Origin of the sequence: Cytobacillus sp. FSL R5-0377 (assembly GCF_038004385.1) — a bacterium.
In the GTDB taxonomy this organism is placed as follows: domain Bacteria; phylum Bacillota; class Bacilli; order Bacillales; family Cytobacillaceae; genus Cytobacillus.
Genome location: NZ_JBBORA010000001.1, coordinates 200,413 through 216,802, shown reverse-complemented (window position 1 = coordinate 216,802; position 16,390 = coordinate 200,413). Strand labels below are relative to the sequence as shown.

Genomic DNA, 16,390 nt, shown 5'->3' with positions numbered 1-16,390 from the left:
TAACAAACGGAGGAGGTGTTAACATTGACGAAAAGAGTAGCTGTTGAACAATCCTTAACAAATGTTTCTGAAGCGCTTCGCCAAAAAGGATATGATGTGGTTGACTTGAAGTCGGCGCATGATGCTGAGAACTGCACATGCTGTGTAGTGAGCGGTGTTGATTCAAATGTAATGGGTATGCAGGATGTTTCTACAAAGGCTTCTGTTATTGAAGCCAGCGGCCTGTCAGCGGAAGAGGTATGCAGCCAGGTTGAGCAAAGAATGCAATAACGGGTGATCCAAAGACTAAAGAAATATTCTTTAGTCTTTTTCAATGGTGCCTTCAATTAAAAAAGACGGGCTTTATACCCGTCTTCTCCTTCTTCTTGCTTTTTCTTTAAGGTTTTTCCTTAAAACAAGGATAAAGACCCCAAATAAAAATAGGGTTAATCCTGCTTTTCCATAATACCCAGTGGTTTCTTTTTCAGGCTCATCAGCTGTATTATTCAGCTGACTTGAAACCACTTCATCCTGTTTGTCCTCTACAAGCTTTACAGACTGAATAATCCTCCCGGTCTCATCCTTTATCTGCAGCTTTCCTTTTGCTGTAATGTTTTCCTCGTAGTCCCCTTTAGGCAAAGTGATGGGTATAGTCTCACCGCCTGTCGTATAGGTTTTTCCATCAGAGGGAAAAACCTCAGTGCTGCTCAGTGCCGCAGTTTCAAAGTTGCTGTATCCATAATTCAAAAGGTTTTTCGTATCATTATAAATATCCCGCTTGTAATCAGCTTTTAACACAATGGCGGTTAACTTGATTGAATCATTTTCAGCAGAGGTAGCAAGAGTCTGTTTGGCTTCATCCACAAAACCGGTCTTTCCCCCTGTCACTCCCTCGAATGGTACCTCCCCTTTAAGCATTCTGTGATGAGTAAAAATGGTGGTATCCCACGACTTTCCTGTCCACTTCAATTCCTTTGTTCCGTAGATCTTTCTAAAGGTTTCATTCTTTAGGGCATAATTAGTCAAATTCGCAAGGTCTGCTGCGGTTGTATAATGGTTGTCATCATACAAACCGTGCGGATTAATAAAGTGGGTATTTTTTAAACCTGCCTTTTCTTCCAGATAGCGATTGAGATTCTCTGAGTAGGTTTGAATATTGCCGTCAAGATGCTCAGCAATCCCCCAGGCAGCATCATTCCCTGAATTAATAAGCATGCCCTGAATGAGTTTTTTTAAGGGAACCTGCTCCCCTTCCTCCAAATACACTCGTGTTCCTTCAGTCTCTGCAGCTTTTTTGCTGATTGTCACCATATCATTCAGATCGCCATTTTCAATGGCATAAATGGCTGTTGCTATTTTTGTCAAACTGGCCGGGTACATCTTTTTATCTGCGTTTTTGCCATATAAAACAGCTCCTGATTCAGAATCTGTAACAATGGCCGCTTCACTGATAATTTCAGGTTCTGCTGTTTCTTCAGCAGCAGTATATGAAGTTGGATAACATAGAAAAAGCAGTATAAAAGCAAGGAGTTTTCTCATAAATACACATCCAATTCAAGCCGATAATAAATCCATACTGATTGTATCAAACAATAGATGCATAGCCCTATCATATTTATAAATTGTTACATAATTGAAAATTTTATGCCGGAATTTGAGAAGTTTGATAATGAAAGGAAATTTTTTAAGTGGAAATGGTAGTTGATCGGGGGTGATAACGCCTATACAGGCGGGCTCTCAAGGGTATAGGTAATTAATCGGGAGAATAACGCCAGACTGGCGGGGTCTCAAGGAAAATGGTAACTAACTAACCGGGAGGAATAACGCCCAAAAAGCGGGCATCAACGAAAAATGGCAGTTAATTGAAACTAATTACCGGGTCTTCAAGAAAAATGACTGAATCTACAAAAAAAAGCAATCCAAACGGACTGCTATTTTTGCTGCTTTTTTTCCTTCATATAAAAACGCTTCAAGAATTCAACATAAATATCATCATGAACCAGCCATGCCTGGTATTTTCTTTTAATGTAATTTTCTGCTGTCTGGAAATCCGGGTAAGGTTCCTGCATTGGCTTTCCATTCAATTCAAGGATCCATTTGTTGTCCATTTCAGCAAAAATAAAAAATTTGTCTCCTTTCTTATTTTCGTATAGTGAGCCCTGCTTGGCGTTTTTATTATTGTATTTGTTTTTGAATGCATCCTGTCTCAAAGGGTCCAGGGGAAATATGTCTTGAACAAATAGTTTAAAAGCATCCTTTCCCATTGAACAGCCCGATGCTTTGGCATGTCCTCCCCCTCCATATTTTCCTGCCACGGCAGATACATCAACATGGTCATGGATTGTTCTGAAGCTGATTTTTTTGCCTCCGAGGTTTAAGATTGCAATGTAGTCCAGATGCGGATACTCTTTACCAAGTTCATTTCCCAGTTCTGAATGATAAGACTCTGCATGGACAACTCCTGCGCAATGTTCTCCGATGAACGTTTGTACAAGTTCCCGCTTCTTCCGTCTTACGTAACGCTCAATCTTTTCCTCTTCCATTTCAAGCAGTTTTTGTTCAAAATCATCAAATTCGAAAGTATCAGAGTTCATGATTCTATCGGTCATTTTTTCCTCAAATTCATCAATGGAAACCATGAAAAACAAATCATTCAAATTTTTTGCCTTCAAATTATCATTTTGGTCCCATTCCCAAGTGTCATACTGCCGCACAAGCTCGACAAATTCATCGAGGGCCTGCGATGGCTCAATCAGTTCATGCTCCTGAAGATACTCATACAACAAAGAAGTGGCAGCCGTGAGCCTGCCATCTTCATATTGCACCTTCACTCTCCCCCAGCTGTAATCATTAAAGTGAAGAGCTGTTTTGTGATGGTCAATCAATCTGACTTTTCCCCCGCTTTTTGCCAGATCATCAAGCCGGATCAAATTTTCGTCATTAACAGATAAATCCGTGATAATTAAGAAATCATCTTTTATATTTTTTTCGTTTTCCAGTAATTTTTCAATCTGATAATCAAGTCCCATTACAGAGTTATAGCGTACCTCAACATCTTTTCCAAACGCGATCTTGGCCACTATGCCGCAGCCGACGCCATCAAGGTCATTATGTGTATACAGCCTGTACAAATTCCATCACCTGCTATTCTTAGACTCATTCCTCTGTTAGTTTGGTTGTGGAGGAAAATTCTATGCGAAAAATCCCCGCTGAAGTGAGCGGGGATTTCCAGTTAAAGCAGCAAATAGGCTAGTGGAGCAGTAATCAGTATGGTCAGAATGGTTCTCTCTGTCCAGATGACAAGGAGCTGCGGAATGGTTATAGAAATTTCTGTTGATAAAATACACGGAACAAGTGCTGAAAAGAATATTATGGCTGATACAGAAACAACTCCGATTACAAATTTAGTGACCATTGCAGCCTCAGCTGCCAGCAAGGCTGGGAGAAACATCTCAGCAATTCCCACTGCACTTGCCTTGGCTGCCAATAATGGTTCGGGGAGTTGTACCAGAGCCGTAAAAGGATAAAAAATATATCCCAGCCAATCAAACACAGGGGTAAATTCAGCAAGAACGAGGCCGAATAAACCGACAGACATAATGGAAGGCAAAATGGACATTGTCATAACAAAGCCGTCTTTTAGATTATCCATGATGTTTTTCCATAATGAAGGTGACTGGGCAGCTGTATCCATCGCTTCTTTCCAGGCTGCCTGCAGACGGCTCCCCGTGAAGGATTCAACTGGAGGCTCCTGGCCATTGTAATATTCTTCGCTCATAGATTTTAGTGGCCAAATCCTAACGGTTATAGCTGTAACGATGAAAGTGACAGCAAACGTTGTCCAAAAATAGGTATTCCAGATTTCCATCAACCCCAGTGTTTTGGCCACAACAATCATAAACGTTGCGGAAACCGTAGAGAATCCTGTAGCAATAATGGCTGCTTCTTTGATAGTATATTTTCCTTCTTTGAATACCCTGTTGGTTATGAGCAGTCCGATTGAATAGCTTCCAACAAAAGAAGCAACTGCATCAATCGCTGATTTTCCGGGTGTTTTCCAGATCGGCTTCATGATCGGCTGCATGATGACACCGAAAAATTCGAGTAATCCATACCCAACAAGCAGTGCAAGAAATACAGATCCGATGGGAACAAGCAGTCCTACAGAGATAACGAGTTTGTCAAACAAAAAGGGTCCCATGCTCGGGTCAAATAGCCAGGCAGGACCAAAACCGAAAACAATCATGAAGGCGGTAATAAATCCGATCACTTTAAAAATGGAGAATACGATGTTTACCTTGTTTTTGTGCCAGGTTTTTGTCCAGAAAGGATAAATGGCGCCAAGCAGTATGACAAGCAAAGCATAGTAAGGAATTGCAGATGGTATGAAAGTTTGAATGGCAGTGACGAAATGGTCCAGCATGATAGAGGATTTATCATCAATGGTAACGGGAACAAAAAACATAAATAGGCCAATGGAGCTGAAAAGAAAAAACTTAACTTTGTTTTTAAAAGTGGCGTTGTGATTTAGTGCCGGCTGTTGAGATTGCCTTAACATTGTTTCTTTTTCCATTCTCATTCCCCCTCTTCAGTTTAAAGGCAAGGAGCAGTGTGTGCCCCTTACCTTCTGTTCAATAAGGCAGTCAAAAAGGTCAGAAATGTGTATGTGCCTGCTTTCACGGTTGGCTGTGCCTGGTGATCTCTTGTTGGGTCAAGGCAGACAATATCCATGGCTTCCGTTTTAGAGGAAAGTCCCGCAGTGTAAACGGCTGTAAATAGTTCTTCAGTAGTCATGCCGCCTGGTGTAGATGCGGGTACCCCTGGCGCAAAACCAATATCCAGCACATCCATATCAATCGTGACATAAATTTTATCCACTTTTGTTTCCAGCTGCCGGAGTGATTCTTTAACCGTTTCTTCCATTCCCCGTCTTCTGGCTTCCTTAAGGGTAATATAATTGAGCTTGTGCTCTTTAGCATAGTGGACGAGCGACTGGGTGTTGAAAAAGCCATGCAGGCCTATATTGTAGACATTTTCCCCTTTGATCTTATTATTCTGAATCAAATTTCGGATAGGAGTCCCATTGGTCGGTCCATGGTCTTCAAGACTCCGGAGATCAAGATGCGTATCCAGCTGGAGAATGCCGATTTCTTTTTCAGGCTCCAGTTCCTTCAGGCCGCTGACAAGCATGGCTGTGATGGAGTGATCTCCCCCGATCGCAATAGGAAATGAATCTGGAAATTGAGTCCTTACGTCTTTCATCGTTTGCTTAATATTGGCATGGCATTGCGGAATATCCGTGAAATGCATTTTCACGTCACCAAGATCAGCCACCTTCAGTTCTTGAAGATCACTTTCAAAATCCAAATTATATGTGGAAAAGCCTTTCCAGGACCTCCTGAAGGATTCAGGGAATTCAGATGCTCCTGATGCGCTTATCGATGAGCGGGAAAGAGGGACACCGAAAAGCACGACATCCCAGTTTTCTGCCTTCAAATCACCTTCCCGCTGGATTTGGCGTATCCATTCATTCACTTTTACGTCGGTTCCTAATTCGGATTGGGGCCAAAAAAACCCGGGAGGATTTATTGTTGGTAGCATAAACTTCCTCCCTTAACCACTACTTCCCCATTTTTTATCACAGTGTCCGTATGGTTCATGCCGTAGTGATATTGCATTTGCATGTAGTTCGGTACATTGAGCAAAAGCAGATCAGCCTTTTTGCCGGGCTCTATGCTACCCACTTCTTCGGCACGATTGATCGCATGTGCTGCATTAATGGTAGCGGCCGTAATGGCTTCAGCCGGTGTTAACCCCATATGCATACATGCAAGATTCATCATAAAAGGCATGGAGCAGGTTGGCGAAGAGCCTGGGTTGCAATCTGTTGATAATGCAACTGGCACGCCCTTATCAATCATGCGGCGTCCCCTGGCAGCTTCAGCCATTAGAAAAAATGCTGTGCCTGGAAGCAGCACACCGATTACTCCTTTTTCAGCCATCATTTCCATGCCTTTATCCGATGCTCTAAGCAAATGATCTGCAGAGATGGCTCCAACTTCAGCGGCAAGCTCTGCCCCCTCATAAGGTTCGATTTCATCCGCATGGATTTTCGGAGTCAGGCCGTACTTCTTTCCTGCTTCAAGAAGTTTTCTTGACTGTTCAGGTGTAAACACGCCTCTTTCGCAGAAAATATCGTTGAATTCAGCAAGCTTTTCTTCCGCGACTTTTGGCAGCATTTCTTCAATGACCAAGTTAATAAAAGCATCAGGATTTTCTTTGTATTCTGCAGGTACCGCATGTGCCCCCATAAAGGTGCGGACAACCTCCACCGGATGCAGCTCATCCGCTTTCCGGGCTGCTGTCAATTGTTTTCGCTCTGTTTCCCAATCTAATCCGTATCCGCTTTTTGCTTCAATCGTGGTAACTCCGTGCTTTAGAAAGCGATCAAGGCGTACAAGACTTGCATCTACTAATTCTTCTTCAGATGCAGTTCTGGTCATAGAAGTGGTGGCATGGATACCTCCGCCATTATTCATAATTTCCATATACGTCGCCCCGTTCAGGCGCATATTGAATTCCTCTTCTCTGCTGCCTGCATAAACAAGGTGTGTATGCGGATCAACTAATCCTGGAAGGAGGATTTTCCCTTTGGCGTTAATGATTTCAGCTTCGTTAAGCCTGTTTTGATATTCTGCTTCAAGTTCAGCAGTTGTCCCTGCGGATTTGATTCTTCCTTCTTCAACCCATACCGCCCCATCTTCAATAATAAAAAGCTCACTCATTTTTTCTTTAGTCAGCGGCTGTTTGGAGCTGCCTTTCATAGTAATCATTTGATTTGCCTGTTTGATAAAAATAGGTTTTGAGTGCATTTTTGTAGTGCCTCCTTAAAAAATGGAAGATCCAATCCGCACAAATATTGGATTGGAGAGCTTCCTCATCGAATAAATTATGTCGTATTTGCTAGTGTTAGAGCTTTATTTCATCATTGGAATGTTTACGCCTTTTTCTTTGGCCGTTTTAATAGCGAGATCATAGCCTGCATCTACATGTCGTACGATTCCCATTCCAGGGTCAGTAGTGAGGACACGTTCAAGACGCTGCTCTGCTTCCTTTGTGCCGTCTGCCACAATAACCATTCCTGCATGAAGGGAATAGCCCATTCCTACGCCGCCTCCATGGTGGACGGAAACCCAGCTTGCACCGCCGACTGCATTGATCAGCGCATTCAGGATTGGCCAGTCTGCCACTGCATCACTGCCGTCCTTCATGGCTTCTGTCTCACGGTTTGGAGAGGCAACTGAACCAGAATCCAGATGATCACGGCCGATAACAATCGGTGCTTTAAGTTCTCCGCGAGCTACCATATCATTGATGATTTTTCCAAATCTTGCGCGCTCCCCATAACCAAGCCAGCAAATTCTGGAAGGAAGTCCCTGGAATTGGATTTTCTCACGTGCCATTTTGATCCATTTGCAAAGGTGTTCGTTATCCGCAAATTCACGCAGGATTACTTCATCTGTTTTATAGATATCCTCAGGGTCTCCAGATAATGCTACCCAGCGGAAAGGCCCTTTTCCTTCGCAGAATAGTGGACGGATATAGGCAGGCACGAATCCAGGAAAATCAAAAGCATTCTCGATGCCTTCATCTTTTGCGACCTGACGGATATTGTTGCCGTAGTCAAATGTAACGGCGCCCTTCTTCTGCATATCCAGCATAGCCTGAACATGGACAGCCATGCTGGCTTTTGATTTCTGAACATATTCAGCAGCATCCTCCTTCCGCAGAACAGCTGCCTCCTCTAAAGAATAGCCAATTGGAACATAGCCATTTAAAGGATCATGTGCAGAAGTCTGGTCAGTCAGGACATCAGGAATGAAGTTCATTTTAAGCATTTTTGGAAGAATTTCAGCTGCATTTCCTAATAGACCAATAGAAAGCGGACGGCCTTCCTGCTTTGCCTCTGTTGCCAATTTAATAGCTTCTTCAATTGTATAAACCTTTGTATCCAGATATTTAGTTTCTAGCCTGCGGTCAATGCGGTATTCATCCACATCAATGGCAATGCAGACACCATCATTCATGGTCACTGCAAGCGGCTGAGCTCCGCCCATTCCGCCAAGGCCTGCTGTCAAAGTTATCGTTTGTTTCAGTGAGCCGGTGAAGTGCTGTCTGCCAAGCTCTGCAAAAGTTTCATATGTTCCCTGAACGATCCCTTGGCTTCCGATGTAAATCCAGCTTCCGGCTGTCATTTGCCCATACATCATAAGGCCTTTCTTATCAAGCTCATGGAAGGTATCCCAGTTTGCCCAGGCAGGCACCAGATTTGAATTGGCAATCAATACTTTTGGTGCATCTTTATGTGATTTAAAGACGGCAACCGGCTTTCCGGATTGAACCAGAAGTGTTTCATCGTCCTCTAATTCATGCAGAGTTTTCACAATCGCATCATAGCAATCCCAATTACGGGCAGCCTTCCCAATGCCTCCGTAAACAACCAGTTCTTCCGGAATCTCTGCAACCTCTTTGTTTAAGTTATTCATTAACATGCGGAGTGCCGCTTCTTGGATCCAGCCCTTTGCATGAAGCTCACTGCCTTGATAATTTTTAATTTCTCTTTTTGTTTCCGCTTTCATTGTTATCCCTCCAATGTTATCTCATATTTAGATTTTATAATGAGAACTATCTGAAAAGTAGGATAATTAGGTTTGATTTTTTATAAAAATATAAGATTTTGGCAGTTGATTTTAATATTTTTTATACTTATATTGGTGTTTTTATAAATTAATACAAAAATAATAACCTCCCTTTACAAGGAGGTCTTATGCAGGCTTTTCCTAAATTGATTAGGCGGCATACCTTTAATTTTACTGAACACTTTATTGAAATATTGCTGATTTCGAAAACCGCAGACGGCTGAGATTTCTTTTATACTCATTTCTGATTCCAACAGCAGCTTGGCAGATTGCCTGATTCGGGTTTCATTGAGAAGCTCCCGAAATGACTTGCCGCATTTTTTTGCAAGTATTGAGCTAATATAATTGGGGTTTCGATCTGCGTATTCAGCTGCCCTTTCAAGGGTGACTGAAGAATCCCAGTAATTTGTCTCTATAAAAAATTGGACTCTGTCAGATAGATCCATCTTCAGCTTCTTATCAGATCGAATACTTTCAAAAATATAAGAAATGAAGCTGATCATTTCGTTAATAATCCGGTAAATCAATGGTGAATACAGGATCGTCTGGAATAAACGAAGGTATTCTTCCTCCATTTCTCCGTCGGCAAGCCGAAATGTCTTCATATGCCTGCGGATCTGTGCGAGAATACTGGTCAGCCGAATTCTGATAAGGCCTGGTTCCGGGTACGGATCTTCCAAAATAAGAAACTCTTTGGAAAACCATGATTTGATCGTTTCCAGATCAGCCTGATTCAGGAAATCAATCCAGCTGCTCTGTTCCTCGGGAGTTAAGAACGGATCTATCGATAGCCATTTAGGTATAGCGGCTTCCTCAATTACCTGATTGAACCCTCTGAAAAAAGTTAACTCCATCAGTTTTCGATTCGCATCATAATGGCTTTTGAGCGTATTCGGCCCTTCCTGAGCTGTATAAATGCTGAGGGCAATTGGTTCTGCAGAGGTTTCCTGCCAATTCCTCATAAATCTGACGCTCTCCTCTTTCCAGGATACGTCCGAGTTTTCAGCAATGATCAGTACCATGTCACTTAAAATAAAATAATCGACCTGTTTATGGAAAGCATAGCTTTCCAGGAAATCATATAACTTTGGAAGCTCGAATATATTCTCCGTTTTTATTCCTATTGACAGAAAAGGCTCTTCCGGTTCCGGTGATTCTAAAAATATATCCTGATAATTAAAGGTTTTTTCCGTAACTATGGTGGAGTTATTTACAGCAGCTGCACTTTTCATCATTTGACGCCTATAAATGTTTCTTGCAGATTTTAATAAAATATCCGCTGAAATGGGCTTAAGTATTAAATCTGCTACACCCATGTCAATAGCTCTCTTTGCCTGTGAAAAGGTCGCTTCCATTGTTAGTGCAATAAGATCAGGCCCTATAATTTGAATCGTTTTTAAGAAAGAGCTATAACCATCTTCCTTTATCAGATCAAGTTCAAAAATCAGCAGATCGGGCTGAAACGTTTCGAGCTTTTTAATAAGCCCTGCTTCATCTTCTGCAGACTCCAATTCCCATGCGTTCATTGAAGATTTCAACAGCCACTCTATACCCTTTGTATCATACTCATCCCGATTGGCCACAAGTACTTTGTACATGCTGCCACATCCTTTTTTAATCTATTATGAAATAATATTTCAGCAGCTGTAAAGAATAAATCGGAAAAATCCTTCAAATAGTAGACAAGTTATGATGCCCTTCCTGCATATCTATATATGGACAACTATTTTTGGAAGGAGCATGAGCATGCCTTTTCTTGTATTAAAGAAACGAAGCATCATTGCATTTGTCATCATATTTTCAGTCATTGTTTCTGCATCTGTATGGTATTTTTCAAAGTCTGACAGTATGACGGTATTCAACCAGAATGAAACTGAAAAAGTCCGGGAAATTCATATGGTGACAGGAGAATTTAAAGCCAAGCTGCCTGATGGAAAGGAAATTGAAGCCTACCGCTGGGATCCGGGAACCATTTTTCTCAAGAAAGGTGAAAAGGTAAACCTGAAAATTTGGGGAGTCAATGGAATGGAGCACCCTTATATTATCGAAGGAACTGATATCAAGGGTGTTGTAAAGAAAGCTGAGGAAACAGTAGTCCCACTTCAATTTGATAAAAAAGGTATATACCGGCTGATTTGCCTTACTCATCCGGATAAGGATAATAGCGGGCCTATGATTGCTTATATTGTGGTAGATTAATGCACAAAAAAGCACCGGATATTCTTCCGGTGCTTTATTATTTACCTCCCTATAAACATCTGTGTCCAATAGTGGCCATAACTTCCGCCCTGTGCATATCCCACACCGATTTCTGTGAAATTGGCGGAAAGGATGTTCTTGCGGTGACCTTCGCTGTTCATCCATGCCGTTACAACTTCCTGAGGTGTTTTTTGACCTGCAGCAATGTTTTCTCCAGCAGTTCTGTATGTAATTCCAAAGCTCCTCATCATATCAAACGGGCTTCCGTATGTAGGAGAGTTATGATCAAAATATCTCTTATTAATCATATCCTGAGATTTGTATCTTGCTACTCTCGCAAGCTCCCAATTTGATTTAAGCGGCTTTAATCCGTACTTTGCTCTTTCCTGGTTAACAAGCTGAACCACCTGCTCTTCAACACCTGTTGTGGCTTTTGAAAGAGTAGGGATATTCACCTTTTGCCCTGGATAGATGAAGTTCGGATTTGAAATCTGCCCATTGGCATTGATGATTTCAGGAACCCCAACCTGATACTTCATGGCAATCTTCCACATCGTATCCCCTGACTGAACCGTATGTACTGTTGATGCTTTTGCATCGAAATTGAATCCAAAGACAAGTGCGACAGACAACATTAAAATGAATGAAAGTTTTGATAGTGTTTTCATATTTATATTTAATCAGAAACTCCTGTTCTATTAAACAGGTAATTGTTGGGGCGGAATGTAAGAATTTCATAGTGTATGTTTTTGATGCGAAAACAATTCCAAGTGAATCGGTTTAACGTGTGTGCGGTTATACACAATACCGTAAAGAGGTGTATGTTTGAGTATTAAGATGGCTTTGGTTCTGACGTGAAGCCGCAAACTGGTACTCGTAGTCTTATGTTGGACTGGGTTCTGACACAAATCTGCGATCTGCTTCATTTTGAGTTAAAAGTGTGCCGAGGTTCAAACACAAACTAGCCATCTGCCGCATTTAGAGTCCGAAGTTGCCCAATGTTCAGACACAAAACGGCAACCCGAGGCATTTAGAGTACGAAGTTACCCAAGGTTCAGACGCAAAACGGGGCCCCGAGGCATTTTGTGTCAGAAGTTACCTAGGGTTCTGACACAAAACGGCGCTCTGAGTCATTTTGTGTCCAAAGTGGCCCGAGGTTCTGACACAAAACGGGGCCCTGAGTTATTTTGTGTCCAAAGTAGCCCGAGGTTCTGACACAAAACGGGGCCCCGAGGTCTTTTGTGTCAGAAGTTACCCAAGGTTCAGACGCAAAACGGGGCCCCGAGGTCTTTTGTGTCAGAAGTTACCTAGGGTTCTGACACAAAACGGCGCTCTGAGTCATTTTGTGTCCAAAGTGGCCCGAGGTTCTGACACAAAACGGCGCTCTGAGTCATTTTGTGTCCAAAGTAGCCCGAGGTTCTGACACAAAACGGGGCCCCGAGGTCTTTTGTGTCAGAAGTTACCCAAGGTTCTGACACAAAACGGCGCTCTGAGTCATTTTGTGTCCAAAGTGGCCCGAGGTTCTGACACAAAACGGGGCCCCAAGTCATTTTGTGTCCAAAGTAGCCCGAGGTTCTGACACAAAACGGGGCCCTGAGTCATTTTGTGTCCAAAGTAGCCCGAGGTTCTGACACAAAACGGGGCCCCTAGGCATTTTGTGTCAGAAGTTACCTAGGGTTCTGACACAAAACGGCGCTCTGAGTCATTTTGTGTCCAAAGTGGCCCGAGGTTCAGACACAAAACGGGGCCCCGAGGTCTTTTGTGTCAGAAGTTACCCAAGGTTCAGACGCAAAACGGGGCCCCTAGGCATTTTGTGTCAGAAGTTACCTAGGGTTCTGACACAAAACGGGGCCCTGAGTCATTTTGTGTCCAAAGTAGCCCGAGGTTCAGACACAAAACGGGGCCCTGAGACATTTTGTGTCCAAAGTAGCCCGAGGTTCTGACACAAAACAGCGACCTGCTGCATTCAGTGTCCGAAGTTGCCCAATGTTAAGGCATAAAACGGCGCCTCGCTTCATTTGGAGTCAGAAGCAGGCATTAATTCAACCTGATTTCCATATCACTCCACCCTCATTTAAGCTATAATTAAACCGAGGTGGATAATTATGACAAATGCTTTGAAAAGGCCAAAGTGGCTAGTGTTTGGTGTCCTTTTATCTATGATTCTATTTTCCAACTACATTCTGTACAGGACCACGCTCTTTGGTCCGGTGCCGGACGGAGCGGCGGTTGGCTCCCTGTTTGATTTGCTGGTTGTTGTCCCGCTGTTGACGTATTTCTTTATCCTTCGCAAAAGGTATTCGCTTAAGTATGTAGGGGCAGTTATTTTAGCAGGATACGCAGCTGCTTATTTTATTATCCCTTCCAGTCATTTTTCGCAGTTTGCCTTTCTGCCATATGTAATTGTTGTATCCGAAGCGCTTTTTATTGGACTGGAGCTGTTTATTGCCTATAAGATACTTACCAAGCTGCCTGTACTATTAAAAGAATACCGGAGGCTAAACGGTATAAATTCTCTATTCCTCTTTAATGTTAAGAAGGCAGCCGAATCGCATTTTCCAAATAATAGGTTGGGAACTGTATTAATCACTGAGCTCGTGATGTTTAAATACGCCTTGTTTTCATGGAAAAAGAAGCTGTCTATAAAGAATGGAGATTGTTTCACCTATCATCAAAAAACAAGTGTAAATGCTGTGTACATTATGCTGATCCATGCGATAGCCATTGAATCCATCGGACTTCATTATTGGCTGCATTCGTGGAATGCCATTGTGGCTTATCTCATCTTACTGGCTAATATTTATGGCATTTTGTACTTTTTGGCAGAGATAAACGCCACCCGCTTAACCCCATTCGTACTTTCTGATTCTCATTTGCTGCTCCAGACAGGGTTCTCAAAAAGCATGTATCTTCCATTGGAAGATATTAAAGAAATCAGCTATTATGATGGTCCTGAAAAGTTTAGCAGACAAGAAATGAATGAGATATTTGATGCCAGAGTTCCAGATCTTATTCAGGAAAAGCCATTGTTCGAGATTGTGCTGAAGGGGCCGGCAGAATATGAGCTGATGTACGGAATAAAAAGAAAGGCAAGCCGCATTGTTTTAAATGTGGATGAACCTGAGAAATTTTTTCAGGAAGTTTCAAACAAATTTGCTCAAAAGTAAAAGGAAAATCCCTGAGGATTTTCCTTTTTGCATAGGCTTATTTCCACCAGTCATCGTGCATGGATGCAGGCATCTGGCGCTTATGTTCGGAAACGATGTAACGTTTTTCAATTTTTTCTGCGGCTTCCGGGCTTACTGTTTTGCCTTCGAGGTAGTCATCCAATTCATCATATGAAATACCCAGTTCCGTTTCATCAGCCTGTCCGGGCTTCTGGTCGAGAAGATCGGCAGTTGGCACTTTTAAGTAAAGTCTTTCTTCTGCCCCAAGCTCTTTTAGAAGAGCCTTTCCCTGTCTTTTAGTCAGGCCGGCCAATGGCAGGACATCTGCTCCGCCATCGCCATATTTTGTATAGAATCCTGTCACTGCTTCTGCTGCATGATCTGTTCCGATGACCAGCAAGCCGTATTGGCCGCCGATTGCATATTGGGCGATCATTCTCATGCGGGCTTTTACATTACCTTTGTGATAGTCCTTTAACGGTTCTTCCGGTAATATGCGATCATATTCAGTTTTTACCTCATCAACTGCATTTTTAATGTTAAATACAACTTCACGGTCAGCCTGGATAAAAGAGAGCGCCACCTGTGCATCCTCTTCATCCTGCTGTACACCATAGGGCAGGCGGACTGCCATGAAAGTTGCCTCTTTGCCTTCATTTCGCAGCTCTTCAACGGCAAGCTGCGCAAGTCTTCCAGCAAGAGTGGAATCCTGCCCTCCGCTTATGCCTAGTACATAACCTTTGGCATTCGTTTTGACAAGGTAATCTTTTAAAAACTGGATTCTTTTTTGGATTTCTTCTTTTGGGTTGATCACTGGATTTACATTTAAAGCTTCCATAATTTCTTTTTGTCTGTTCATTGCAGGTTCCTCCCTCTTCTTAAAGCTTCAGTTCTTTAAATTTTGTTTTACCTGGCTGATCATGTTCATTTTATTATCCCAGCACTCCTGGCTCAGGTCGACCGGGTATTCCTCCGGATTTAGAGAACGGCGGTACTCATCCCATAAGACATTAAGATTTTCTTTAGCAAAATTCTGCATCTCTTTTAAGGATGGAACTTTATAGATAAGCTTCCCTTCCTGAAAAATCACTTTATGCAGTTCTCTCGCTTCGAAATTTGTAACAAATTTGCTTACAAACGTATGAACCGGATGGAACATCTTAAGCCTTGGCTCTGCTTGAGGATTCTCATGATCGAGTGCAATATAGTCTCCCTCTGATTTGTGGTTGTCTTTATTGATAATCCGATACACTCTCTTCAGGCCGGGGGTGGTCACTTTTTCCGGATTTCCGCTGATTTTTATTGTATCAGCCATCTTGCCGTCCTCATCTTCTATTGAGACGAGTTTATAAACAGCTCCTAATGCAGGCTGCTCATAAGCCGTGATCAATTTCGTACCTATGCCCCAAATATCAATTTTCGCTCCTTGTGCTTTAAGGTTAATGATGGTGTATTCATCTAAATCATTCGATGCGATGATCTTAGTATCAGGGAAACCTGCAGCATCCAGCATTTTTCTTGCTTCTTTGGACAAATATGCCAAGTCCCCGCTATCCAGTCTTATGCCTTTAAAGTTAATTTGATCTCCCATTTCCTGTGCCACTTTAATGGCGTTCGGGACTCCGGATTTGAGCGTGTCATACGTATCGACGAGAAAAACACAGTCTTTATGTGTCTGGGCGTATTTCATAAAAGCAATATACTCGTCCTTATATGCCTGTACAAAAGAATGGGCATGGGTTCCTGCAGCTGGAATCCCAAATTTTTTGCCCGCTCTTACGTTTGATGTGGCATCAAAGCCGCCAATGTATGCTGCTCTTGTTCCCCAGATGGCAGCGTCCATTTCCTGAGCCCTTCTGGAGCCAAATTCCATTGCTGTCCCATCGCCAATGACTTCTTTTATTCGTGTGGCTTTTGTGGCGATCAAAGTTTGGTAATTTATTATATTTAATAGTGCTGTTTCAATGATCTGAGCTTCTGCCAGCGGAGCTTCTACACGCATAATTGGCTCATTGCCGAAGACAAGCTCTCCTTCTTCCATTGATTTAAGGGTTCCTGAAAAAGTCATGTTTTTCAGATAATCAAGGAAATCATCAGCATAATGCATCTCGTTTTTTAAGTACAGCAGGTCACTTTCGGTGAATCTGAAATTCTCAATATACTCGATTACCCGTTCGAGGCCCGCAAAAACACCATATCCATTCCCAAAAGGGAGCTTCCTAAAATAAACTTCAAAGACCGCTTTTCGATTATGTATCTTGTCTTCCCAATAAGTCTGAGCCATATTTATCTGGTACAAATCAGTATGTAAAGCTATGCTATCATCTGCAAATTCCGTGTGCATAA

Annotated in this window: 13 protein-coding genes; 3 read left to right on the top strand and 10 right to left on the bottom strand. The window is 42.4% G+C overall.

What is annotated here, in order from left to right; genetic code table 11:
* Positions 1-24 precede the first annotated feature (24 nt).
* Entirely contained in the window at positions 25-270 is a 246-nt protein-coding gene (locus NSQ49_RS01085; RefSeq protein WP_159868380.1) for a YkuS family protein, read from the top strand.
* Between the two features lie 72 nt (positions 271-342).
* Here NSQ49_RS01085 and NSQ49_RS01080 read toward each other — a convergent pair whose 3' ends face one another.
* The 7 genes from NSQ49_RS01080 to NSQ49_RS01050 form a co-directional block, all read right to left on the bottom strand.
* Entirely contained in the window at positions 343-1,518 is a 1,176-nt protein-coding gene (locus NSQ49_RS01080; protein ID WP_251283041.1) for a D-alanyl-D-alanine carboxypeptidase family protein, read from the bottom strand.
* A gap of 392 nt (positions 1,519-1,910) precedes the next feature.
* A complete protein-coding gene (locus NSQ49_RS01075) occupies positions 1,911-3,110 on the bottom strand; it encodes a DHH family phosphoesterase (protein ID WP_159868374.1) in 1,200 nt (399 codons plus the stop codon).
* Positions 3,111-3,211: 101 nt separating this feature from the next.
* Positions 3,212-4,537, bottom strand: coding sequence for a YjiH family protein (locus NSQ49_RS01070; RefSeq protein ID WP_251283051.1), 1,326 nt, complete (start codon positions 4,535-4,537; stop codon positions 3,212-3,214).
* Between the two features lie 62 nt (positions 4,538-4,599).
* Entirely contained in the window at positions 4,600-5,580 is a 981-nt protein-coding gene (locus tag NSQ49_RS01065) for an agmatinase family protein (protein ID WP_251283040.1), read from the bottom strand.
* Positions 5,565-6,851, bottom strand: a complete 1,287-nt coding sequence (gene hutI / locus NSQ49_RS01060; protein WP_159868365.1) for an imidazolonepropionase — start codon at positions 6,849-6,851, stop codon at positions 5,565-5,567. Before hutI ends, NSQ49_RS01065 begins: the two co-directional genes overlap by 16 nt.
* 105 nt (positions 6,852-6,956) lie before the next feature.
* Positions 6,957-8,618: a urocanate hydratase gene (gene hutU, locus NSQ49_RS01055; RefSeq protein WP_251283039.1), complete on the bottom strand. Its 1,662-nt coding sequence runs from the start codon at positions 8,616-8,618 to the stop codon at positions 6,957-6,959.
* Positions 8,619-8,791: 173 nt separating this feature from the next.
* The gene (locus NSQ49_RS01050; protein WP_251283038.1) at positions 8,792-10,276 is read right to left on the bottom strand and encodes an AraC family transcriptional regulator; all 1,485 of its coding nucleotides are present in this window, start codon (positions 10,274-10,276) and stop codon (positions 8,792-8,794) included.
* Between the two features lie 148 nt (positions 10,277-10,424).
* Here NSQ49_RS01050 and NSQ49_RS01045 point away from each other — a divergent pair, with 148 nt between their 5' ends.
* Positions 10,425-10,877, top strand: coding sequence for a hypothetical protein (locus tag NSQ49_RS01045; RefSeq protein ID WP_159868356.1), 453 nt, complete (start codon positions 10,425-10,427; stop codon positions 10,875-10,877).
* Between the two features lie 41 nt (positions 10,878-10,918).
* On the opposite strand, the gene safA is transcribed toward NSQ49_RS01045, so the two are convergent.
* Complete coding sequence (safA, locus tag NSQ49_RS01040; protein ID WP_159868353.1) at positions 10,919-11,545, bottom strand: SafA/ExsA family spore coat assembly protein; 627 nt, start codon at positions 11,543-11,545, stop codon at positions 10,919-10,921.
* Between the two features lie 1,437 nt (positions 11,546-12,982).
* Between safA and NSQ49_RS01035 the strand changes: the two genes are divergently transcribed.
* The gene (locus NSQ49_RS01035; RefSeq protein ID WP_251283037.1) at positions 12,983-14,044 is read left to right on the top strand and encodes a hypothetical protein; all 1,062 of its coding nucleotides are present in this window, start codon (positions 12,983-12,985) and stop codon (positions 14,042-14,044) included.
* Between the two features lie 37 nt (positions 14,045-14,081).
* On the opposite strand, the gene nadE is transcribed toward NSQ49_RS01035, so the two are convergent.
* A complete protein-coding gene (nadE, locus tag NSQ49_RS01030) occupies positions 14,082-14,903 on the bottom strand; it encodes an ammonia-dependent NAD(+) synthetase (protein ID WP_159868347.1) in 822 nt (273 codons plus the stop codon).
* 27 nt (positions 14,904-14,930) lie between these two features.
* Positions 14,931-16,388: a nicotinate phosphoribosyltransferase gene (locus NSQ49_RS01025; protein ID WP_159868344.1), complete on the bottom strand. Its 1,458-nt coding sequence runs from the start codon at positions 16,386-16,388 to the stop codon at positions 14,931-14,933.
* Positions 16,389-16,390: the final 2 nt, after the last annotated feature.

Excerpts from the sequence above, each read along its gene's own strand:
- NSQ49_RS01080 (WP_251283041.1), bottom strand. The coding sequence starts at position 1,518 with ATGAGAAAACTCCTTGCTTTTATACTGCTTTTTCTATGTTATCCAACT.
- NSQ49_RS01070 (WP_251283051.1), bottom strand. The coding sequence starts at position 4,537 with ATGTTAAGGCAATCTCAACAGCCGGCACTAAATCACAACGCCACTTTT.
- NSQ49_RS01065 (WP_251283040.1), bottom strand. The coding sequence starts at position 5,580 with ATGCTACCAACAATAAATCCTCCCGGGTTTTTTTGGCCCCAATCCGAA.
- hutI (WP_159868365.1), bottom strand. The coding sequence starts at position 6,851 with ATGCACTCAAAACCTATTTTTATCAAACAGGCAAATCAAATGATTACT.
- hutU (WP_251283039.1), bottom strand. The coding sequence starts at position 8,618 with ATGAAAGCGGAAACAAAAAGAGAAATTAAAAATTATCAAGGCAGTGAG.
- NSQ49_RS01050 (WP_251283038.1), bottom strand. The coding sequence starts at position 10,276 with ATGTACAAAGTACTTGTGGCCAATCGGGATGAGTATGATACAAAGGGT.
- NSQ49_RS01045 (WP_159868356.1), top strand. The coding sequence starts at position 10,425 with ATGCCTTTTCTTGTATTAAAGAAACGAAGCATCATTGCATTTGTCATC.
- safA (WP_159868353.1), bottom strand. The coding sequence starts at position 11,545 with ATGAAAACACTATCAAAACTTTCATTCATTTTAATGTTGTCTGTCGCA.
- NSQ49_RS01035 (WP_251283037.1), top strand. The coding sequence starts at position 12,983 with ATGACAAATGCTTTGAAAAGGCCAAAGTGGCTAGTGTTTGGTGTCCTT.
- nadE (WP_159868347.1), bottom strand. The coding sequence starts at position 14,903 with ATGAACAGACAAAAAGAAATTATGGAAGCTTTAAATGTAAATCCAGTG.
- NSQ49_RS01025 (WP_159868344.1), bottom strand. The coding sequence starts at position 16,388 with ATGCACACGGAATTTGCAGATGATAGCATAGCTTTACATACTGATTTG.